The 21930-nt window shown below is 67.7% G+C and carries 18 protein-coding genes; 10 read left to right on the plus strand and 8 right to left on the minus strand.

The window, feature by feature from the left end; all coding sequences use genetic code 11:
• Positions 1 to 840 precede the first annotated feature (840 nt).
• Positions 841 to 2874, minus strand: a complete 2034-nt coding sequence (gene dnaA / locus AB0D27_RS13040) for a chromosomal replication initiator protein DnaA (protein ID WP_362506375.1) — start codon at positions 2872 to 2874, stop codon at positions 841 to 843.
• Between the two features lie 397 nt (positions 2875 to 3271).
• Between dnaA and rpmH the strand changes: the two genes are divergently transcribed.
• The 9 genes from rpmH to AB0D27_RS13085 all read left to right on the plus strand — a co-directional run bounded on the left by rpmH (position 3272) and on the right by AB0D27_RS13085 (position 10281).
• Entirely contained in the window at positions 3272 to 3409 is a 138-nt protein-coding gene (gene rpmH, locus AB0D27_RS13045) for a 50S ribosomal protein L34 (protein WP_006381191.1), read from the plus strand.
• A gap of 19 nt (positions 3410 to 3428) precedes the next feature.
• On the plus strand, positions 3429 to 3800 hold the full coding sequence (rnpA, locus tag AB0D27_RS13050) for a ribonuclease P protein component (RefSeq protein ID WP_266458390.1): 372 nt from the start codon (positions 3429 to 3431) through the stop codon (positions 3798 to 3800).
• Complete coding sequence (gene yidD / locus AB0D27_RS13055; RefSeq protein WP_362506378.1) at positions 3797 to 4150, plus strand: membrane protein insertion efficiency factor YidD; 354 nt, start codon at positions 3797 to 3799, stop codon at positions 4148 to 4150. Before rnpA ends, yidD begins: the two co-directional genes overlap by 4 nt.
• A gap of 3 nt (positions 4151 to 4153) precedes the next feature.
• Entirely contained in the window at positions 4154 to 5437 is a 1284-nt protein-coding gene (yidC, locus tag AB0D27_RS13060) for a membrane protein insertase YidC (protein ID WP_362506381.1), read from the plus strand.
• Positions 5438 to 5452: 15 nt separating this feature from the next.
• Complete coding sequence (locus tag AB0D27_RS13065) at positions 5453 to 5962, plus strand: R3H domain-containing nucleic acid-binding protein (protein ID WP_362506384.1); 510 nt, start codon at positions 5453 to 5455, stop codon at positions 5960 to 5962.
• Between the two features lie 157 nt (positions 5963 to 6119).
• The gene (gene rsmG / locus AB0D27_RS13070) at positions 6120 to 6836 is read left to right on the plus strand and encodes a 16S rRNA (guanine(527)-N(7))-methyltransferase RsmG (RefSeq protein WP_362506387.1); all 717 of its coding nucleotides are present in this window, start codon (positions 6120 to 6122) and stop codon (positions 6834 to 6836) included.
• A gap of 340 nt (positions 6837 to 7176) precedes the next feature.
• Complete coding sequence (locus AB0D27_RS13075) at positions 7177 to 8250, plus strand: ParA family protein (protein WP_362506390.1); 1074 nt, start codon at positions 7177 to 7179, stop codon at positions 8248 to 8250.
• Entirely contained in the window at positions 8247 to 9341 is a 1095-nt protein-coding gene (locus AB0D27_RS13080) for a ParB/RepB/Spo0J family partition protein (RefSeq protein WP_362506393.1), read from the plus strand. The genes AB0D27_RS13075 and AB0D27_RS13080 overlap by 4 nt, the downstream gene beginning before the upstream one ends.
• Before the next feature lie 322 nt (positions 9342 to 9663).
• Positions 9664 to 10281, plus strand: a complete 618-nt coding sequence (locus AB0D27_RS13085; RefSeq protein ID WP_362506396.1) for a GNAT family N-acetyltransferase — start codon at positions 9664 to 9666, stop codon at positions 10279 to 10281.
• Positions 10282 to 10417: 136 nt separating this feature from the next.
• Here AB0D27_RS13085 and trxA read toward each other — a convergent pair whose 3' ends face one another.
• From trxA to AB0D27_RS13120, 7 genes are all read right to left on the minus strand, one after another.
• Positions 10418 to 10750 (minus strand): thioredoxin, encoded by a 333-nt coding sequence (gene trxA / locus AB0D27_RS13090; protein ID WP_007383275.1) that lies wholly within the window; start codon positions 10748 to 10750, stop codon positions 10418 to 10420.
• A gap of 43 nt (positions 10751 to 10793) precedes the next feature.
• Entirely contained in the window at positions 10794 to 11759 is a 966-nt protein-coding gene (gene trxB / locus AB0D27_RS13095) for a thioredoxin-disulfide reductase (RefSeq protein WP_362506398.1), read from the minus strand.
• A gap of 181 nt (positions 11760 to 11940) precedes the next feature.
• Positions 11941 to 12897: a hypothetical protein gene (locus tag AB0D27_RS13100; RefSeq protein WP_362506401.1), complete on the minus strand. Its 957-nt coding sequence runs from the start codon at positions 12895 to 12897 to the stop codon at positions 11941 to 11943.
• Complete coding sequence (gene sigM, locus AB0D27_RS13105) at positions 12894 to 13625, minus strand: RNA polymerase sigma factor SigM (protein ID WP_362506404.1); 732 nt, start codon at positions 13623 to 13625, stop codon at positions 12894 to 12896. Before sigM ends, AB0D27_RS13100 begins: the two co-directional genes overlap by 4 nt.
• Positions 13626 to 13654: 29 nt before the next feature.
• Positions 13655 to 15373 (minus strand): protein kinase family protein, encoded by a 1719-nt coding sequence (locus tag AB0D27_RS13110; protein ID WP_362506407.1) that lies wholly within the window; start codon positions 15371 to 15373, stop codon positions 13655 to 13657.
• 118 nt (positions 15374 to 15491) lie between these two features.
• Positions 15492 to 17711 (minus strand): murein biosynthesis integral membrane protein MurJ, encoded by a 2220-nt coding sequence (murJ, locus tag AB0D27_RS13115; RefSeq protein WP_362506410.1) that lies wholly within the window; start codon positions 17709 to 17711, stop codon positions 15492 to 15494.
• 46 nt (positions 17712 to 17757) lie between these two features.
• Positions 17758 to 20169 carry a DUF6049 family protein gene (locus AB0D27_RS13120; RefSeq protein ID WP_362506413.1) on the minus strand — a complete coding sequence of 804 codons (2412 nt, stop codon included), beginning with the start codon at positions 20167 to 20169 and terminating at the stop codon, positions 17758 to 17760.
• 222 nt (positions 20170 to 20391) lie between these two features.
• Here AB0D27_RS13120 and AB0D27_RS13125 point away from each other — a divergent pair, with 222 nt between their 5' ends.
• Positions 20392 to 21858 (plus strand): CCA tRNA nucleotidyltransferase, encoded by a 1467-nt coding sequence (locus AB0D27_RS13125; RefSeq protein WP_362506416.1) that lies wholly within the window; start codon positions 20392 to 20394, stop codon positions 21856 to 21858.
• Positions 21859 to 21930 lie beyond the last annotated feature (72 nt).

A 21930-nucleotide genomic window follows, 5' to 3' on the forward strand; every position in this document is an offset into this window, starting at 1 on the left:
CCCCTCGGGGTCAAGTCGTGCCGAGCGGTACCTGAGCGTCCGAGAGCGAGTTGTGCACAGCCCCGTCTTCGAATCGATTCCCAGACTCTCTCTAGTTGGTCTTAGTAGTAGGGCCTGTGGAAACCGTGGATAACCGTGTCTTCGCAGGTCAGCATAGGTTTTTTGTCCACTGACCCTGTGGGTGGAGGCGGTGGACAACCGGGCGTCTCTGTGGACGACGAAAAGTTCTGCACACTCGATGCACAGCCTCGGCCGACTTCTCCCCAGCGTCGTCCCCAGCTTTACTGGCGTTCCCCACAGGCCAACGGGACACCTTGATGTGACGCCTTTCACTCGACACGGTGAGAGGGCGCGTCACGTTGCCGAACAGTGGACAGAGGTGTGGAGAAGCTGGGGATCACTGGGGACAACCCGGCCCGACCTGTGGGTCGACGGTGGACAACTCCCCGGGCACCCTGTGGATCTTTTCTTCGTCCACAGTCTGTGGAGAGTCTTCGTCCACGAATCCACAGGGTGCTGACCTGGTCTGATGGTCTTTCAACCAGGCCCCCTGTGGACACGATCGGGACAACTTGCCAGTCCCCAGGGTGTGGACGCCAGAAAGTCAGCAGATCTGTGGAGAGTGGCCGTAACCCGGCTCGTAATCGAACAACGAGTGCTGCGTGCGTAACCGCAGGACGACGAAGGAAGCCTCTCCGCGAGGATGGGCGGCAGCGGGCGGCCCGCCCCGTCGGAACGGCGAAGGCGCCGTCGGGAACGGCGAAAGCGTTCTCAGGAACGGCGAGGGCGCCCTCAGGAACGTGTCCCAGGGGCGCCCTCGGCGACGTACCGCCGCGTCTGTCAGCCGTTCTTGATGCGGTTCGTGAGCTCGGTGACCTGGTTGTAGATGGAGCGGCGCTCGGCCATCAGCGCGCGGATCTTGCGGTCGGCGTGCATGACGGTCGTGTGGTCGCGGCCGCCGAACTGGGCGCCGATCTTCGGCAGCGACAGGTCTGTGAGTTCGCGGCACAGGTACATGGCGATCTGCCGTGCCGTGACCAGGACGCGGCTGCGGGAGGAGCCGCAGAGGTCGTCCACCGTGAGGCCGAAGTAGTCGGCGGTGGCCGCCATGATCGCGGTCGCGGTGATCTCGGGAGCCGAGTCCTCGCCGCCGGGGATCAGGTCCTTCAGGACGATCTCCGTGAGCCCGAGATCCACGGGCTGCCGGTTGAGCGACGCGAACGCCGTTACGCGGATCAGCGCGCCCTCCAGCTCGCGGATGTTCCGCGAGATCCGGGACGCGATGAACTCCAGCACCTCCGGCGGGGCGTTGAGCTGTTCCTGCACCGCCTTCTTACGAAGGATCGCGATACGGGTCTCCAGCTCGGGCGGCTGGACGTCGGTGATCAGACCCCACTCGAAACGGTTCCGCAGCCGGTCCTCCAGCGTGACCAGCTGCTTGGGCGGCCGGTCGCTGGAGAGCACGATCTGCTTGTTGGCGTTGTGGAGCGTGTTGAAGGTGTGGAAGAACTCCTCCTGAGTCGACTCCTTGTCCGCCAGGAACTGGATGTCGTCGACGAGCAGGATGTCCATCTCGCGGTAGCGCTTGCGGAAGCTGTCGCCCTTGCCGTCGCGGATGGAGTTGATGAACTCGTTGGTGAACTCCTCGGAGCTCACGTACCGCACGCGCGTGCCGGGATACAGGCTGCGCGCGTAGTGCCCGATCGCGTGCAGCAGGTGCGTCTTGCCGAGCCCCGACTCCCCGTAGATGAAGAGGGGGTTGTACGCCTTCGCCGGCGCCTCGGCGACGGCGACCGCGGCGGCGTGCGCGAAGCGGTTCGAGGCGCCGATGACGAACGTGTCGAAGAGGTACTTCGGGTTGAGTCGCGCGGTGGGCTCACCCGGACCGGACGCCGGCGCGGGCTTCGCGGCCAGCGGGCCGGGCCCGCCGCCCGGGGAAGGCAGCGAGGGCCCGCCGCGGTGCGTCTGACCGCTGCCCGAGGGCGGCTCCTGGAGATCGCGCCGGTCAAGGCGCTGTTCGTAGTCGGAGCGCGGCTGCTCGTAGGGCGGGCGCTCCATGGACTGCGGCCGGTAGTCCTGCGAGGGCGAGGCGTACGGGTCGCGGTCCGGGAAGCCGAGGCGCTGCTGCTGCCAGCCGTAGTCGTCCTGGGAGTGTCGCGGCCAGCCGCCCGGCTCGGGGCGCTGGTAGTCCGGGTACGCGGGACGGGCTGTCGGGAGCTGGTCCGGGCGGCCGGACGGCAGCTGGTCGCCCGGGGCGCCGGGGAGCTGGTCGGGGCGGCCGCCGCGGTGGTCGTCGGCGCGGTGGCGGCCGTACCCCTCGTAGCCGTCGCGCCGCTGAGCGTCGTACGGACTGCGCTCGTCGCGCCCGTGAGGCTCGTACGCGGTGCGCTCGTCGCGCCCCTGGGGCTCGTACGGGTTGCGCTCGTCGCGGGCCTGGCCGTCGTAGCCGTGGCGTTCGTCGCGGCCCTGGCTGTCGTACGCGTTCCGGTCGTCGCGACCCTGGCTGTCGTACGTGTCGCGGCCCTGGCCTGCCCCGGAGGGGAGCTCGGGCTCCTCGTAGCGGGGCTGGGCGGGCGGCGCCGGGGCCGGGGGTTCCCCGGCGGAGTCGTCGACGGTGATCGCGATACGGATCGGGCGGCCGCACTCGCGGCTCAGGGTCTCGCTGACGATCGGCGCGAGGCGGCCTTCCAGTACGCCCTTCGCGAACTCGTTCGGGACCGCGAGCAGAGCTGTGTCCGCGACCAGCGCCAAGGGCTGGCAGCGTTTGATCCAGTGCTCGTCCTTCGCCTCGACACCCTGCCCGCGGCCCTCACCGAGAAGTTGCTCCAGTACTCGTGGCCACACTGCGGCAAGATCGGCAGGTACGTCAGCCACAGGGCACGCTCTCTCATGGGTCCCACGAACGTGTGGTTCTGGGAACAGGTTGGGAAGTCAGTCGGGTGGGGCGGAGGAACAAAACCGCTGGGGCGGCGGGAAGGGAACGAATCGGAGTTCAGCCACGGTAGTCAGGGCGACCGCTGAGGTTCAAGTTGTTGTCCCCAGCCTGTGGATAGTGTCTCTCGCCAGGTGCTGGTTTGACCGGATGGCGTAGCCCCGCGTACCGTGACCAGGTCGAGTTGTCGATGGCTGCTGCCGCCTGCCTCCGATGGGCACAGGTCACGTCGAGTGATCGGGAAGCGGTGCACTCGGGCGTTAATACGAGCTACTCGTGGGCGCACGGTGACAGCCAAGGCGGCACCCCGCCACCACCGATTCTTTCTGGAGCCCCCGAGTGAGCAAGCGCACCTTCCAGCCGAACAACCGTCGTCGGGCCAAGACCCACGGCTTCCGCCTGCGGATGCGCACCCGTGCCGGCCGCGCGATTCTCGCGAACCGTCGTGGCAAGGGTCGCGCCAGCCTTTCCGCCTGATCACACAGGTCATGATCTCGTGCTGCCTACCGAGCATCGGCTGAGGCGGCGCGAGGACTTCGCGACCGCGGTACGCCGAGGACGTCGGGCCGGACGCCCGCTTCTCGTCGTCCATCTACGTAGCGGTGCAACGGACCCGCACGCGCCTGGGGAGAGCGCTCCCCCGACGCGTGCGGGTTTCGTCGTGAGCAAAGCCGTGGGTGGAGCCGTCGTACGCAACAAGGTCAAGCGCAGACTTCGGCACCTGATGCGTGACCGGGTGGCCCTGTTGCCCCCCGGTAGCCTGGTAGTCGTACGAGCGCTGCCCGGTGCGGGCGACGCCGACCATGAACAGCTGGCCCGAGACCTGGATGCCGCCCTTCAGCGGCTGCTGGGAGGGGGCGCGCGATGAAGTACCCGCTGCTGGCTCTTATCAAGCTCTACCAGTGGACGATCAGCCCGCTGCTCGGGCCGGTGTGCAAGTACTACCCGTCGTGTTCCCACTACGGCTACCAGGCCATCGACCGGCACGGTGCGATCAAGGGAACGGCACTTACCGCCTGGCGCATCCTCCGGTGCAATCCGTGGTCGCTGGGCGGTGTGGACCATGTTCCGCCGCGTAAGCGTCCGCGGTGGCACGAAATGCTGCGTAACGCCTGGCGTGCACGCAAGGGCGGGAACTCCGCCGCCGAACCGGCCACCGGGAACACCACTGTCCCGGGCCCGGCCGCCGAGACCCCGTCCCATGCTCAAGGAGCCTGATTAGTGGACACGATTGCCAGCCTGTTCAGCTTCATCACGACACCCGTTTCCTGGGTCATCGTCCAGTTCCACGCTGTATACGGGAAGCTCTTCGGCCCCGATACGGGCTGGGCCTGGGGCCTGTCCATCGTGTCCCTGGTGATCCTGATCCGTATCTGCCTCATCCCGCTCTTCGTGAAGCAGATCAAGTCGACTCGGGCGATGCAGACGCTGCAGCCCGAGATGAAGAAGATCCAGGAGCGCTACAAGAACGACAAGCAGCGCCAGTCCGAAGAGATGATGAAGCTGTACAAGGAGACGGGTACCAACCCGCTCTCCTCGTGCCTTCCCATCCTGGCGCAGTCGCCGTTCTTCTTCGCCCTGTACCACGTGCTCAACGGCATCGCGACCGGCAAGACGATCGGCGTCATCGACGATCCTCTGCTGAACAGCGCCCGGAATGCGCATATCTTCGGCGCCCCGCTGGCCGCCAAGTTCATGGACAGCTCGTCGAAGGTCGAGGCGCTGGGCGCCACGCTGACCGACGTACGCGTCGTGACCGCGGTCATGATCGTGCTGATGTGCTTCTCGCAGTTCTACACGCAGCGTCAGCTGATGACGAAGAACGTCGACACCACGGTGAAGACACCCTTCATGCAGCAGCAGAAGATGCTGATGTACGTCTTCCCGGTCATGTTCGCCGTCTTCGGCATCAACTTCCCGGTCGGTGTCCTCGTCTACTGGCTGACCACCAACGTGTGGACCATGGGCCAGCAGATGTACGTCATCCGCAACAACCCGACCCCGGGCAGCAAGGCCCAGGCCGCGTTCCTCGAGCGTCTGCAGAAGCACGTCACGCACCACGGCAAGACCCGCAACCGCCGCGAGAAGGCCATCGTCAAGGCGATCGTCGCCAAGGGCCGCGACCGCAACGAGTTCGAGCGGAAGTTCATCAACACGCTGACCAAGGCGGGCCTCGCGGCCGAGTCCGACGGCACCGTGACGAAGGGCGAGACCGCGGCCGTCACTGAGACCGAGGACGGCACCCTGACGACGGCCGCCGGCGCTCCCAAGCGCCAGCAGCCGAAGCGGCAGTCCAAGTCGCAGCGCCAGTCGGGCACGGCCAAGCCCGCCGACGAGTCGGAGCCGAAGACCTCGCTGAGCAAATCCGAAGAGCCGCAGGACGCCAAGCCCAACGCCGCCAAGCCCGCCGGCGGTGGCAACAAGCCCGGCACCGGTACCCGCAGCAAGGCCCAGTCCGGACAGCGCAAGGGTCCGCAGCGACCCAAGTCCCCGTCCAAGAAGTAAGAAGGAGTCCATCCCGTGACGGAAGGCACCACCTCCGCCGCCGCTGAGGGCGACACCCTGACCAGCCTGGAGCAGGAGGGCGAGATCGCGGCGGACTACCTCGAAGGTCTGCTCGACATCGCCGATCTCGACGGTGACATCGACATGGACGTCGAGGCCGACCGCGCCGCTGTCTCGATCATCAGCGACACGGGCGGCCGCGACCTGCAGAAGCTGGTCGGCCGTGACGGCGAGGTGCTGGAGGCGCTCCAGGAGCTCACGCGCCTGGCCGTTCACCGGGAGACCGGGGATCGCAGCCGTCTGATGCTGGACATCGGGGGCTACCGCGCCAAGAAGCGCGAGGAGCTCTCCGAGCTGGGCGCCAAGGCCGCGGCCGAGGTCAAGAGCTCCGGTGAGCCCGTGAAGATGAAGCCGATGACGCCCTTCGAGCGCAAGGTGGTCCACGACGCGGTCAAGGCCGCGGGACTGCGCAGCGAGTCCGAGGGCGAGGAGCCGCAGCGCTTCGTCGTCGTGCTTCCCGCCTGATCGGTACGCACGTTCCTTCGGCCCCGCCTGTTGCGCAGGCGGGGCCGAACTTTGTCAGCCTGGTAGTCCCGCAGCTGATGGTCCCGGCAGCTGCGGTCTCTGATAGTCCTGGAACTCAGCGCTCGATGCGCTCATGCGGTACGGAAGGACGGTCCCCGTGACGGAGGCAGCGGAGCTCCCCCCTGCGCCCGAGCAGGCGCGAGAGGTTTTCGGCGATCGCTTCGCGGACGCCGTCCGGTATGCGGAACTGCTGGCCGAGGCGGGAGTGCAGCGCGGGCTGATCGGCCCCCGCGAAGTGCCTCGACTGTGGGAGCGGCATCTGCTGAACTGCGCCGTGCTCTCCGAGGTCGTGCCCGAGGGGGTGACCGTGTGCGACGTCGGCTCCGGAGCCGGCCTGCCCGGTATCCCGCTGGCCCTCGTCCGGGATGACATCAAGATCACACTGCTGGAGCCGCTCCTACGGCGGACCAACTTCCTCACTGAAGTCGTCGAGCTGCTGGGCCTCGACCATGTCACCGTTGTGCGTGGCCGTGCCGAGGAGGTCATGGGGAAGCTGCAACCGGTCCACGTGGTGACGGCCAGGGCCGTCGCTCCGCTCGACCGGCTGGCGGCATGGGGTATTCCTCTGCTTCGGCCGTACGGCGAGATGCTCGCGCTCAAGGGCGACACCGCCGAGGAGGAGCTGAAGGCCGCGGCCACGGCTCTGAGCAAGCTCGGCGCCGTGGAGACGTCCATCCTGCATGTCGGTGAGGGCGTCGTGGACCCGCTGTCGACCGTGGTGCGGGTCGAGGTCGGGGAGAGCCCCGGCGGGGTGCGCTTCGCGGCGAAGCGAGCCAAGGCGGCCCGGACGGGGCGTACGCGTCGCCGACGCTGACCTTGAGCGTCAAGAACGATCGTGGACTCCCGGCTCCGCAGGAAGGAGCCGGGAGTTTTTCGTCACTCCCGCTGATCCGTCCTGACGACGAGCCGTACTCCACACAAGCTGCCAAACCTATGCGTGTCGGAGTGTCGCGCCCTGATGACCCCGGCCGCTATGCATCGTGTTTCACGTGAAACGTCGCTCACTGTTGCACGGCATCATCAGCCGCGGCCGGGCCGCGGCCGAACCCCGCGACCGGAAGCCTCTCGGTTCACTCCGAGAGGGCACGGAGTTGTCCACAGAGGTGGATTTCTCCACAGAAGAACGGGCCTCGCTGGTTCACGACCCCGAAGGCATGGGAGGCTCTGTTCATTGCGAGCCTGATGTCGAGGAGAGTGAATCCTTGCGGTCCGACGCCAACATCGCGGGACCGATGACCGATCCGGTCCCCGGTCCCCGTACCGAATCGATGGGGGCGGATGTTTCACGTGAAACACCGCCCCCGATGGACGACACTCCCATCGGTCGTGCTGCCCAACTTGCGGTGGAGGCGCTAGGTCGCGCCGGTGAGGGCCTCCCACGGCCCGAGCAGACCCGCGTCATGGTGGTCGCCAACCAGAAGGGCGGGGTAGGTAAGACCACGACCACGGTCAACCTTGCTGCCTCGCTGGCCCTGCACGGCGGCCGTGTCCTGGTGGTCGACCTCGACCCTCAGGGCAATGCTTCCACCGCGCTGGGCATCGATCATCACGCGGAAGTCCCCTCCATCTATGACGTCTTGATCGACAGCAAGCCGCTCTCCGAAGTCGTTCAGCCGGTCCCTGATGTCGAGGGCCTCTTCTGCGCACCCGCCACGATCGATCTCGCCGGTGCGGAGATCGAGTTGGTGTCCCTGGTGGCACGAGAGAGTCGGCTGGAGCGGGCGATCCAGGCATACGAGCAGCCGCTGGACTACATCCTCATCGACTGCCCGCCGTCGCTCGGCCTCCTCACGGTCAATGCCCTGGTCGCCGGCGCGGAGGTCCTCATCCCGATCCAGTGCGAGTACTACGCCCTGGAGGGCCTGGGCCAGCTCCTGCGCAACGTCGACCTGGTACGAGGGCACCTCAACCCCGACCTCCATGTCTCGACGATCCTGCTCACCATGTACGACGGCCGGACGCGCCTCGCGTCCCAGGTCGCGGACGAGGTGCGCAACCACTTCGGCGACGAGGTGCTGCGGACGAGCATTCCGCGCTCGGTCCGTATCTCCGAGGCCCCGAGCTATGGGCAGACAGTGCTGACCTACGATCCGGGTTCGAGCGGTGCTCTCTCGTATCTTGAGGCGGCACGGGAAATCGCGCTCAGAGGAGTCGGAGTGGCGTACGACGAACAACACGCCCACACGGGCGCACAGAACGATCAGAACATGGTGGAGGGGATCCAGTGAGCGAGCGACGACGGGGGCTGGGGCGTGGCCTCGGCGCGCTGATCCCAGCGGCTCCGACAGGAGAGAAGTCGGCGTCTTCAGCGGGTGGAGCGTCCACCTCGCCGACGGCCGTACCCGTACTCACCGCGGAGCGCGGGGTGGCGGCGGCGAAGGTGGCCACGCTGCCACCTGTTTCACATGAAACGGAGGAGCTGTCGACGAACGGAGCCCTGGAGGTGCCCCCGGCGCCCGTGGGTGCTCATTTCGCCGAGCTCCCCCTCGATTTCATCACCCCGAACCCGCGTCAGCCCCGTGAGGTTTTCGACGAGGACGCTCTTGCCGAGCTCGTCACCTCCATCAAGGAGGTCGGGCTGCTCCAGCCCGTCGTCGTACGTCAGGCGGGGCCGGCGCGTTACGAGCTCATCATGGGTGAGCGGCGCTTCCGGGCTTGCCGTGAGGCGGGGCTGGAGGCCATTCCGGCGATCGTGCGGGCCACGGAGGACGAGAAGCTTCTCCTGGACGCGTTGTTGGAGAACCTGCACCGCGCTCAGTTGAACCCGCTGGAAGAGGCAGCCGCCTACGACCAGCTGCTCAAGGACTTCAACTGCACGCACGACCAGCTCGCGGACCGAATCGGCCGGTCACGTCCGCAGGTCTCCAACACCCTGCGTCTGCTGAAGCTGTCTCCGGCGGTCCAGCGCCGTGTCGCCGCCGGAGTTCTCTCTGCGGGGCATGCGCGAGCGCTGCTCTCGGTCGACGACTCGGAGGAGCAGGACCGGCTCGCCCACCGCATCGTGGCCGAGGGACTCTCCGTGCGGGCCGTCGAGGAGATCGTCACGCTCATGGGGTCGCGGCCGCAGACCGCCCCGCGCTCCAAGGGACCGCGGGCCGGCAGCAGGCTCTCCCCGGCGCTGACCGATCTGGCGACGCGTCTGTCGGACCGTTTCGAGACGCGGGTGAAGGTCGACCTGGGGCAGAAGAAGGGCAAGATCACCGTCGAGTTCGCCTCGATGGATGACCTTGAGCGCATCCTCGGCGCCCTCGCCCCGGGCGAGGGTCCGGTCCTTCAGAAGAGCCTTCTGGACGACGACTCGGACGACGCGGAGGCCTGAGCCGCCGAGCGGTGGTGGGTCTCCGGACGGCGAATAGAGCGGACCGTGTCCGGTGTGTACCGGAACACGGCCCGCTCTTTGCTTTCTGACGGTATCGATGGAATCGCATCGTGGATACGATGCCATCGGGTATGGCGCATCCACCTGGCAGCACCTTCATCGGGGAGGCGGGGGCCATGCAAACCGTGAGCCGTACCGGACTGGTGACCGCAGGTTTGGGCCTGGGAGCGGTCGGCGGATTCGTCGGCAGTCTGCTCAGGGAGCGGAGCGCTCTGACAGCCGCCCGCAGCGCCGCGGGCGATGGAAGCGAGGAACATCCTTCATGGGGCGTCGGCTCGTACCGCTCACGCTGGACAACGTTCAGGACCTTCCCGAGCGCTGTCGCGCGTGCGTCTTCTGGGAGCTGGACCCAGTCAGCGGCGAGGCCGCGGTAAAGGCGGGCACGCCTGCACTGGAGAAGGAGGCCTGGATCTCCGCCGTCCTGCTGGACTGGGGATCCTGCGGCCGTGTCGTCTATGTGGACGACGTGCCGGTGGGCTTTGTGTTGTACGCGCCTCCGGCCTATGTGCCTCGCTCCACGGCATTCCCGACGAGCCCGGTGTCGCCGGACGCGGTTCAGCTGATGACCGCTTTCATCATGCCGGGCTATCAGGGGCAGGGACTCGGCAGAGTGATGGTCCAGACGGTTGCCAAGGACCTGCTGCGCAGGGGCTTCAAAGCGATTGAGGCCTTCGGCGACGCGCGCTGGAAGGAACCGGCCTGTGTGCTGCCCGCCGACCATCTGCTGGCCGTCGGCTTCAAGACGGTCCGGCCGCACCCGACTTCTCCGCGACTGAGGCTGGAGCTGCGGACAACGCTCTCCTGGAAGGAAGACGTGGAGCTGGCGTTGGACCGCCTCTTGGGCGCTGTGCAGAAGGAACCGGCGCTTCGTCCCCTCTGACGGGCACTCCGCTCCGACCGGCGCTCCGCCCCCTTTGACGGGCACTCCGCTCCGACACAGCGAATGGGCCAACCCCGAAGGGCTGGCCCATTCGTGTTTCACGTGAAACACACGCCGCTCGCGCGGCCGTCACCGACTACTCGGCGATGAAGTCCTCAAGGTCACGCACAATCGCGGCCTTCGGCTTCGCACCGACGATGGTCTTGGCGACCTCGCCACCCTGGTAGACGTTCAAGGTCGGGATCGACATGACGCCGTACTTGGCGGCCGTACCCGGGTTCTCGTCGATGTTGAGCTTGACGATCTCGATCTTGTCGCCGTACTCGGCGGCGATCGCCTCGAGGGACGGAGCGATCTGGCGGCAGGGACCGCACCAGGCGGCCCAGAAGTCCACCAGTACGGGCTTGTCGCTCTTGAGGACGTCCTGCTCGAAGGAGTCGTCGGTCACGTTCTTCAGGGTGCCGGCCACGGCGGGCTCCTTAATTCGTTGGTGCGGTGGGACGGATGGGGGATCAGACGGTGGCAGCCGCGGTGGCGGCCTCGCTGTCCGCAAGGGCGGCGAGGTAGCGCTCGGCGTCGAGAGCGGCGGAGCAGCCGGTACCGGCCGCGGTGATCGCCTGGCGGTACGTGTGGTCGACCACGTCACCGGCGCCGAAGACACCGGTCAGGTTCGTCCGGGTCGAAGGCGCCTCGACCTTCAGGTAGCCCTCGTCGTCCAGGTCGAGCTGGCCCTTGAAGAGCTCGGTGCGCGGGTCGTGACCGATCGCGATGAACAGCCCCGTCACCGGCAGCGCGGAGATCTCGCCGGTCTTGAGGTTGCGCAGCGTCAGGCCTGCCAGCTTGGGGTCACCCTGGATCTCGGCGATCTCGCTGTCCCAGACGAATTTGATCTTCGGGTCGGCGAAGGCGCGCTCCTGCATCGCCTTCGAGGCGCGCAGGCTGTCCCGGCGGTGGACGATCGTCACGGACTTGGCGAAACGCGAGAGGAAGGTGGCCTCCTCCATCGCGGTGTCGCCGCCGCCGATCACGGCGATGTCCTGGTCCTTGAAGAAGAAGCCGTCGCAGGTCGCGCACCAGGAGACGCCGCGTCCGGAGAGCGCGTCCTCGTTGGGCAGGCCGAGCTTGCGGTGCTGCGAACCCGTCGTGACGATGACCGCCTTGGCCTGGTGCACGGTGCCCGCGGTGTCCGTCACGGTCTTGATCTCACCCGCCAGGTCGACGGCGACGACGTCGTCCGGAACCAGCTCGGCACCGAAGCGCTCGGCCTGGGCGCGCATGTTGTCCATGAGCTCGGGGCCCATGATGCCGTCCTGGAAGCCGGGGAAGTTCTCCACCTCGGTGGTGTTCATCAGTGCACCGCCTGCGGTGACGGCGCCCTCGAAGACCAGCGGCTTCAGCGACGCGCGCGCAGTGTAGAGCGCCGCCGTGTAGCCGGCGGGCCCGGAGCCGATGATGATCACGTTACGGACGTCGCTCACGGCTTGATTCCTCGTCTCTGGGGACTACTGCGGACCGGTGGGAGCCTCTCTCAGTACTCTCACCCCACCCAACGGATCCTAAGGGGCTTCAATTCCCGGTGTGTCGGGGCACACGGGAACGCGTCACCGCACAGAGATGCCATGCGGTTTCTGGGCAGGAGCCCGCTCAGTGTCGCAGCGTTCAGGACCGTGGGTACGACTGCGTCAGCATCAGCGTGCCGGGGGATGCCGAGGCCTGCTTCGTGCAGCCGGCGTCGACGATGTAGGCCGTCACCTTCGTGTTGTCGGAGGCGTCGGGCAGCACCACGAGGTAGACGCTCGTCCCTTTGTAGGTGCCCTTCTCGGCGGCGAGGATCGCTCCGCTGTTTCCGGTCCCCTCCTGGACGCAGCCAGGGACGGGCACAGTGGGCGTCATCAAGGTGCCGACCCCGCCGGACTCGGTCCCCGCGTCCTGGGACTCGATGCCCCAAGGCTTCGCGCTGCCGGTGCGGCTGCCGGTGCTCTTCCTCTTGGACAGGAGATCCGTGACCTGACCCTTGAGCTTTTCCTGGGAGAAGGTGACCGTCGAGCCCGACTGCGTAGCCGCGTCCGGGCCCTTGCCAGTGTTGTCGCCGCCCATCGACTGCACGAGGATCGCACCCAGTCCCAGAGCGGCAGCCGTGAAGGCAGTGCCGAGAACGGCCGCCCTGCGGCGCCCACGGCGTACTCGGTGGGGACGGCCGGGTCCGGTGGCCGCACGAGGACGGCCTGTTGGCCGGTCGGCGAAGGAAGGGGAGCCCGTGTCGGCTGATGCGTCGATGGTGGCGGAGAGGCCCGCTGTCGATGTTTCACGTGAAACACCCGCGTGGTCATCCTCCCCACCAGATCTGCGAGCGGGCGCCGTGGCACTCAACAGGGCTTCGGCGGCCAGGGCGGCATCGATACGGCCGGCTACATCGGCGGGCATGCGTGGGGAGCCCGGCAAGGTGCCGAGCAGATCGCGGATCTCCTCCAGGGACTCGTGCACGTCGGCACAGAGCACGCAGTCGTCGAGATGGCGTCGCACGTCCGCGCTGCGGGAGGGCGAGAGCAGACCTTCGGTGAGGTCGGAGATCTCCGCGACGTCCGGGTGCCCGGCCGTATCCGTCGTGGATGTCACGCTCGCCCACCTCCGCCCTTCACTGCAGCTGAATCGCTTGGCCCTGCATCGCGTGGACCCGCGTCGTGCGGTCCCGCTGCCGGTGGGACGGATGTCCCCTGCGTCCGGTTCCTTCCGCCGCCCGACTTCTTGCTCTCCACGCCGCTGCCGTTCTCCGTACGGAGATGGGTGAGCAGTGGGAGCAGTCTGGCTCTACCCCGTGCGCAGCGGCTCTTCACCGTGCCGGTCGGCACGTCGAGGATGCGAGCAGCTTCCGCCACGGGGTAGCCCTGCATGTCCACCAGGACGAGGGCGGCACGCTGGTCGGCAGGGAGAGTGCCCAGCGCGGTCAGGAGCTCGCGATGCAGGTCGTTGCGCTCGGCCGGAGCTGAGGCGGACTCGTGCGGTTCCAGGAGCTGTTCCAGGCGTTCCGTGTCGTCGACAGGAGATGTCTTCCTGGAGGCGGCCTTGCGGGCGCGGTCCAGGCAGGCGTTCACGGTGATGCGATGCAGCCACGTCGTGACGGCCGACTGGCCCCGGAAGGTGTGGGCGGCCCGGTAGGCGGAGACCAGCGCGTCCTGGACGGCGTCAGCGGCTTCCTCGCGGTCTCCCAGCGTCCGCAGAGCCACCGCCCACAGCCGGTCGCGGTGACGCCGCACAAGCTCGCCGAAGGCATCGGGATCGCCCTCTACATAGCGGGCGAGGAGGTCCTGATCGCTAGCTTCGCCGTATGCGGCTTCATCGGCCATCGGACCCCCTCCCCCTTCGTCGACGGGCGTCAGCTGGTGAACTTCACGTCCGTGATGGCTTGCTTGTAGCCGGAGCCGCTGTATTGGTCGGTGTCCGCATGCGGCATCGCCGTGATCCACAGCAGCACGTACTGGCTCTTCACCTTCTTGGTGACCGTGATCTTCACGGTGGTTCCAGTCGTCGTCACGGTCCCGATTTTCGTCATCGAGTCGAGCGACGTCGAGGAGCCCATTGAGTCCGTCGCGTAGAGGGAGATCGTCGTGTGATCACCCGGATACCGGAGCCCTATTGAGGCGGCCGAGACCGTCCGCTGCGAGCCGAGGTCGTAGACGATGCCGACGCCCGGCTTGAAGGACGGCTTCATCTCCGGACCGTCTATGAAGCTCTTGGTCCGCCAGTACGTCGAGCTGTCTCCGTCGTACGTCTTGTCGACGTCGTCAGGTGCCTGGGCGTCACCCTTCGCCACGTATTCCTGGGCGCCCTGAATGGCGATCGGCTTGACCGGTTTGGTGTTACCGCTGTTCTTGTCGTTGCCGTCCGTCGTCTGAGTCTGCTTCGTGTCGTCGGACTTGCCGCGGTCCATCAGTGCGTCCGCGAGCTGCCAACTGCCAAGGCCCAGCGCGGCGATGAGGAGAGCGGACACGGCCCATTTGAGGGCCTTGCCGGTACGGCTCTGGAGCGGGGGAGGCGGGGCGGGCACGGGCTGGGTGACACCCGGGCGCGGCGCCTGCCGGCCGTACGTGCCCTGTTGGTACGTCGTGCGCTGGTACTCGGGCGGCGCGGTGAAGGCGGGCTCCGGTGGGCGGATGCGGGGCATCTCGCTGATCGCCTTCACCAGCTCCTCCGGCGTGGTGCAGGGGGATTCATGGCGGGAGGCGGTCGCGCCGTCGTTGGCGAGCGCGCGCATGGCGAGTTCCGACAGGCCCCGGTGGACACCGGCCCGTACCTGGTCGGGCGCGATGAGACCGACGCCCTTGGGCAGCCCGGACAGGCCGTACGCGTCGCTCTCGTACGGCCAGCGCTGGGTCAGCGCGGCGTACAGGAGCGCGCCGATCGCCTCCGTATCCGTGCGTTGGGGGGTGTCGGAACTGATGCCCCTCAACGCGGCGTTCACGGCGAGCCCGCGGATGCGCCACTGGCCGGACGAGGTTCGCAGTACGGCGCCCGGTGTCAGCCGCAGATGGGCGAGGCCCTCGCGGTGCGCGGCGGCCATGGCCTGGGAGACCTGGCTGACCATCTGGTAGGCGTCATGCACCTGCAGCGGGCCCGACGCCAGGAGCGTCGTCAGCTCCGTGGCGTCCGGCAGCCACTCGTGCACCACATAGACGAGGTCGTTCTCCTCGACCGCGTCCAGGACTTGGACGAAGCGCGGATCGCCCAGCAGGGCGGAGGAGCGGGCCGCTGCCAGTACCGAGCGGGCCCGCGGATGGTCGGCGGGCAGCAAGTGCACCCCGACGGCGCGGCGTAGTTTCTCGTCGACCGCACGCCAACTGCTGAAACCGTCCAGACGGGTGACGCACTCCTCGAGACGGTAGCGTCTGGCGAGCTTGTGGCCGCTGTGCAGTTCGGGCGGTGAGGCCTTTCCGGGACGCTCCGCCCCGCCGCTCCCCTGTGCCTCTTCGCTGTCCGTCTCCCGCTCCCGGTTCTGGGCCACCCCGTCGGACGTGGACTGGTCCGCCTTGGCGGTCAGCGGTTCGTCACCGCTGTTGTCTGCCACGTCGACGGCAGCCGTGCTCCGTTCCGCCACCGTCGTTCCCGCCTCCCCATCCATTGCGCGCTGTCCGACGCAGAAACCAATTGTGCCCACAGTCCGCCGCTATGCACGACACACGGCGACGGATGATGGTTGTGCGCGTACCCCCGCCTCAGCGCCCCAGGCGCCCGCGGACCATTCCGACCATTGAGTTGAGTTCTTCGATGCGCATCTTCCGCGCGGCGATGTAGAAGACGCCGAGGAGGGCGATGCCGCCGGCCAGGAGGGCGGCGAACGAACCACCGACGCCCTGTCCAAGCGTGTGACCGATTCCGTAGCAGGCGGCGCCGCTCAGCAGCGCGGCCGGGACCGCGGCGATACCGAGGCGCGCGTATGTGCGCAGAACGCGGGCGCCGTCCAGGTCGCCGCCCAGCCGCTTGCGCAGCCTGCTCCAGGCGATGCCGACGCCGATCGCGTAGGCGAGACCGTACGAGGCGGACATGCCGACCACTGCCCAGCGAGCCGGGAGCACGAAGTAGCACGCCGCGGAGGCGCCGGCGTTGACGACGGCGACGATGACCGTGTTGTAGAAGGGGGTCCTGGTGTCCTCGTACGCGTAGAAGGCACGCAGAACGACGTACTGGACGGAGTACGGGATCAGGCCGAGGCCGAAGGCCATCAGCATGTACCCCATGTTCGTGGCCGGGCCGGTCCCCGAGGAACCGAAGATCAGGGTGCACATCGGGATGCCGAGCGAGACGAACCCGAAGGCGATCGGGACGATCGCGACGGCCGTGGTGCGCAGTCCCTGGGAGATGTCGTCGCGTACGGCGCCGCCGTCGCCCTCGTGGGCCGAGCGAGAGATCCGCGGCAGCAGGGCGGCCATCAGGGAGACCGTGATGATCGCCTGCGGCAGGCCCCAGATGAGCTGGGCGTTGGCGTAGGCGGCGAAGCCGGTGCCCTTGACGCCCGAGTCCTTGCCCGCGGCGGTGGACAGCTGCGTGACGACCATCGCGCCGGCCTGGTTCGCCAGGACGAACAGCACCGTCCACTTGGCCAGCATCGCGGCCTTGCCGAGGCCGTGACCCTTCCAGTCGAAGCGCAGTCGGAGCCGGAAGCCGGTCTCCCGCAGGTACGGGATCATCGCGAGCGCTTGGACGACGAGACCAAGAAGAACACCGATGCCGAGGAGCCGTTGGCCCTCCGGTGGGATGTTCGTGACTTCCATGTGCGAGTTCGCCGCAGTGCCGTACACCCAGATGAACGTGCCGAGGCTGAAGATGATGACGATGTTGTTCAGGACCGGGGTCCACATCATCGCGCCGAACTTGCCCCGGGCGTTGAGGATCTGTCCCATCACCACATGGACGCCCATGAAGAAGATCGAGGGCAGGAAGTAGCGGGTGAAGGTGACGGCCACCTCGTTCGCCGCGGGGTTGTTCGCGACCGGCACGGACAACATGCGGACCAGGAGAGGCGCGGCGAACATCGCGAGCCCGGTGAGGACGCCGAGCGCCACCATGACGAGGGTCAACAGGCGGTTCGCGAAGGCCTCGCCGCCGTCCTCGTCATCCTTCATGGCACGTACGAGCTGCGGCACGAAGACGGAGTTGAGGCCACCGCCCACGGTCAGGATGTAGATCATCGTGGGCAGCTGATACGCGACCTGGAAGGAGTCACCCAGGAAACCGAGACCCAGGGCCGAGACGATCAGCGCCGACCGGATGAAGCCGGTGAGTCGGGACACCAGCGTGCCCGCCGCCATGACCGCGCTCGACTTCAGCAGGCCCGACGCGCGCCCGCCGGACTTCTTGGGAGCCGCCGTGGGTGCTGGTGCTGGTGCCGGCGTCGGTGGCTGTGCGGCGGCCAGGGACGGTTCAGGAGCCGGTGACGGTACGCCGGGCGGGTTGTAAGGCTGAGGGCCGCCGCCCTGCTGCTGGTCGCGGAAGAGATGAGCGAAGGCGTCGGGCTCGTGGTGCTCGTCGCCGGCCTGGGTGACGAGGTCGTCGACGCCCACGTACTGGGTGGTACGCGCGTCGTCGCCGTACGGCAGGTGCCGCGTCGGACCTGCCGGTTCCGGAGGGGGTGTCTGGGCCCACACACGTGGGTCGGGGGCGTACTGCGACGTGGGCGGCTGGGCGTAGAGCGGCTGCTGCGGGTAGTACGTGCCAGGGGGCGGCGGGGGGTGCGCGGCACGGTCGTAGAGCGCCTCGGTCACCGGATCCTGGGCGGAGAGGTCCTGCCCCCGGTACGGATCCTGGTCGTAGGCGTCCTGGAGGTACATGTCCGCGGGGGGTTCCGGAGGCATCTGGCCGTGCTCCGGAGGCGGGCCTTCGGGGTAGCCCGAGCCGCCCGCGCCCTGGCCGCGGTCACCGTCGTACGGCGCGTTCATGGTTACCCCACCTCATCGTCCCCGGGCCCACCGGCCACGACATCGCTCAACGGTCCACTCTCTCACCCGTGCCGGACGGGTCGGCGCTTTCCGGTGCGGTGTCCGGTGTCGGGTCACTCGGGTGCTCCGGGTCGTCTGCCCCGGACTCCGTGCCGGATTCGCCTTCGGGACCGTTGTCGGAGCCTTCGGTGTCCTCAGTGTCTACGGTGCCGTCGGCGTCCTTGTTCACGCGCCCCGCCTCGGGGCCGTCCTCCGGCTCCTGCTCGGCCTGCCGGGCTGCCGCGCGCTTGCGCTGCGTGTACATCCGGAAACCGGCGAGCACGAGCAGCAGGACGCCACCGCCGATGACCAGCATCACCGTGGACGTGATCTCGGTGACCTTGACCTCGAAAGTGACGGGGGGACCGTACGCCTGACCGTCCTGCGTGTACAACTGGGCGGACACCTTCACCGGACCGTTGGCCTTGGTGGAGGTGGTGAACTTCACCGACTGACTGTGCTCGCCCGCGACCTGGATCCGCTGCTCGTAGTACGGGCCGTTGCCGATCTTGAGGCGGGTGGGCTGCTGCGACGTGAGGCGCAGCACCAGATGGTTTACGCCCTGCACGAGGTTGTTCTGCACGGTCACGGGGATCGTGGCGCTGCGGCCCGAGAGCTTCGCGTCAGACTTGTCGATCAGCCGGACCAGGCCGGTGAGGTCATCGAGGTACGACTTCACGCCCTCACGGAAAGTCTTCGCCTGGGAGGCGTGGCCCCGCCAGGACGTCGACATCCCGCGGTCTATGGCCCGACCGAAGGGGGTGACCACGCGGGACTTGTCAGTGAGGATCACCTGGAAGTTGTCGAGCTTGCTCTGCGTCTTCTGGATGTCCTCGAAGGCCGACCTCGGCAACTCCTGCTTGCGCAGAGAGGACGGGTACGCGGAGAACACCTTCGTGGTGGCGCCCGGGTCCGGCTTGGCCTGGGCGGCCGCAGCCAGGCCCTGGGACTCGGACCAGTTCCCGTCCTGGAGTTCCTTCAGCGCCTGCGCCATCGTCTGGGCCTGACTCGCGGACGGCATGCGCTGCGGGGCGACCACGATGCTGCGCTGCTTGCCGGGCTCCTGAAGATTGATCATCAGGCTCTGGGCGAGGAACTCCTGCACAGCGAGCGTGGAGCTTTCGGCCTTCGTCATGTCGCCCTGGAACGCCGTCGACAGCCGGGCGTCCGCGACCACCGCCGTCGTCCCGCCACCGATGGGGCGGGCCGCACTAGGCGTGTACGTCAGTCCCCGCGTCTCGCGCAGGCTGTCACTGCGGGCGATCACCTTGTCTGCGCCGGCCGAGGTGGCCACCTTGACGATCGACGGGTCCACCGCGCCGTCCGCGGGCCACGCGAAATCCGTGCTCGGCTTCACGTGGAGGATCGTGTCCACCGTGCCGGCAGCCACATCGGTGGCGTCCTTGAGATGGCTGAGGGAACCGGTGACGTCCTTGCCGTTGTGGGCCAGCGACGCGAGATCGGGGTCTGCGAAGGGAAGGGCGACGACCTTCTTGTCCTGGACCGTCTTCTCCAGCTTGTCGAGCCAGGCCTTGGCGACCGCCTGGTTCTTCCCCACCGAGGTGGTGCCGTCCTCGCCGCGGATGCGGTAGCTGTCCCTCATCGCGTCGACGGAAGCCAGCAGGTCCGGGTCGAGCACCCAGGTGACATCGAGGTCGCTGCCCAAGGACAGGAGCTGGTCCAGACGGCCACCGGGAGAGATCTCCTTGGCCAGGTCGTCGTTCTTGAAGACGGGCGTCTGCTGTGCGTCCGAGCCGGTTTGCGCCGTGAGGTGGACCGTCGAGATGAGCGGCCAGAGATACGTGGTCTTCGTCTTCGTGTCCGCCGCGTTGGGCTGCCAGGGTAGGAACGTCCGCTGGATGCCGAGCACCTGGTCCCACGGCTGGGCGGCCGTGCGGCCGGTGAGTGAGACGCCGAGCTGGTAGACGCCGTCGGAGCTGAGGTCCAGCTCCTTCACCGGCACGGAAATGCTGAAGTGCTCGGAGACGCCTGCGGTGAGCTTGGAGAATTTCTCGACATACTTGCCGCCGACTTCCAGGGGGTCCGCGCCCGGCTGGAACCCCGTGCGCTTCTCGGCGCTGTCGATGGCGGAGCGGCTGTTCAGCGACGGTCCCACGCGCAGACCCACGTGGGCGTTCGTGACGGCCCGCCTGCCGTTGTTGGTGACGGATCCGGAAACCGTGATCGTGTCACCGTCCGTGGGGACGCTGGGGCTGAGTGAGTCGACGGAGATGTCAACCGTGCTGGACCCGGTGGCGGCGGCCACGGAGGTCTTCTCCACGGCGGACGCGGACGTGCTGAAGGGCAGCTGGAGCAGCCCGGCCAGCAAAGGCGCCCCGGCCAGCAGTGCGCCGCTGCGCCGGAGCCACCGGCGGGCAGGTGAGGGACTCATCCCCTGGAAGTCTGCCGCCTCGGCCACGCGCTCGCCCGTCCCTCGTCATCGTCAGTGGTCGTCGAAATGTGCGTCCACGCATGGTAACGATGCGCGCTGAGGGTAAGTGCCGCGGTCTGCTCCACAAGATCGGGGGACAGGGCCGACTGTCCAGTATGTGCGTGTATCGATACCCGTGGAGACCGGGCCGGCCTGTGCACGTTTTATGGAGGCGCTCGCGGTGGCCTCGGCCACGTACCCTTTTCTGTTGTGCCGAACGCCAACGAAGACAACCCCAGTGCCCTGAGTCAGGTGCAGCGCCGCGCGGTGAGTGAACTGCTGCGGGTGTCCCCTGTCGCCGACGACCTCGCCCGCCGTTTTCAGGAGGCCGGGTTCTCACTCGCCCTGGTCGGCGGCTCGGTCCGGGACGCCCTCCTTGGCCGGCTCGGCAATGACCTGGACTTCACGACGGATGCTCGCCCCGAGGACGTACTGAAGATCGTGCGGCCCTGGGCGGACGCGGTGTGGGAGGTCGGGATCGCCTTCGGCACGGTGGGCGCGCAGAAGGACGCCCGGGTCGGCGACGCGCAGCAGTCGTTCCAGATCGAGATCACGACATACCGCTCCGAGGCGTACGACCGGACCTCGCGCAAGCCCGAGGTCTCCTACGGCGACTCCATCGAGCAAGACCTCGTGCGCCGCGACTTCACGGTGAACGCGATGGCCGTGGCGCTGCCGGAGAAGGAGTTCATCGACCCGCACGGTGGCCTGGACGACCTGTCCGCCCGCGTCCTGCGCACCCCGGGCACCCCTGAGGAGTCCTTCTCCGACGATCCGCTGCGGATGATGCGGGCCGCGCGGTTCGCCGCACAGCTCGACTTCGAGGTGGCTCCCGACGTCGTCGCCGCGATGACGGACATGGCCGGGCGTCTTGAGATCGTCTCGGCGGAGCGGGTGCGGGACGAGCTGAACAAGCTGATCCTTTCCGCGTACCCGCGCAAGGGCCTGACGCTGCTCGTCGACACCGGCCTTGCCGACCATGTGCTGCCGGAGCTTCCCGCGCTGCGACTGGAGCGTGACGAGCACCACCGGCACAAGGACGTCTACGAACACACACTGATCGTCCTGGAGCAGGCGATGGCACTGGAGGAGGAGGGTCCCGACCTGACGCTGCGGCTCGCCGCGCTGCTCCATGACATCGGCAAGCCGCGGACGCGCCGCTTCGAGAAGGATGGGCGGGTCTCCTTCCACCACCATGAGGTGGTGGGCGCCAAGATGACCAAGAAGCGGATGACGGCGCTCAAGTACTCGAACGATCTGGTGAAGGACGTCTCACGTCTGGTCGAACTTCACCTTCGCTTCCACGGGTACGGCACCGGCGAATGGACGGACTCCGCTGTGCGTCGCTATGTCCGTGACGCGGGCCCGCTCCTCGACTGCCTCCACAAGCTCACCCGCTCCGACTGCACCACGCGTAACAAGCGCAGGGCGACCGCGCTCTCCCGTGCGTACGACGGCCTGGAGGAGCGCATCGCCCAGCTCAAGGAGCAGGAAGAACTCGACGCGATCCGCCCCGACCTCGACGGCAACCAGATCATGGAGATCCTGGGCATCGGTCCCGGCCCGGCGATTGGCCAGGCGTACACGTTCCTGCTGGAGCTTCGGCTGGAGAACGGGCCCATGGAGCACGACGCGGCGGTGGCCGCGCTCAAGGAGTGGTGGGCCGAGCAGAGCTGAGGCCTGTGCCGCGGGGTCATGTTTCACGTGAAACATTAACCCCCGGCACCGCGAAGGGGCGGTGGGTGAAGT

The organism is Streptomyces sp. NPDC048415 (genome assembly GCF_040651675.1).
Lineage (GTDB): Bacteria > Actinomycetota > Actinomycetes > Streptomycetales > Streptomycetaceae > Streptomyces.

Coding starts and splice junctions, on each gene's coding strand:
- yidD (WP_362506378.1), top strand. CDS start 3,797: ATGAAGTACCCGCTGCTGGCTCTTATCAAGCTCTACCAGTGGACGATC.
- AB0D27_RS13075 (WP_362506390.1), top strand. CDS start 7,177: ATGGGAGGCTCTGTTCATTGCGAGCCTGATGTCGAGGAGAGTGAATCC.
- AB0D27_RS13085 (WP_362506396.1), top strand. CDS start 9,664: ATGGGGCGTCGGCTCGTACCGCTCACGCTGGACAACGTTCAGGACCTT.
- sigM (WP_362506404.1), bottom strand. CDS start 13,625: ATGGCCGATGAAGCCGCATACGGCGAAGCTAGCGATCAGGACCTCCTC.
- murJ (WP_362506410.1), bottom strand. CDS start 17,711: ATGAACGCGCCGTACGACGGTGACCGCGGCCAGGGCGCGGGCGGCTCG.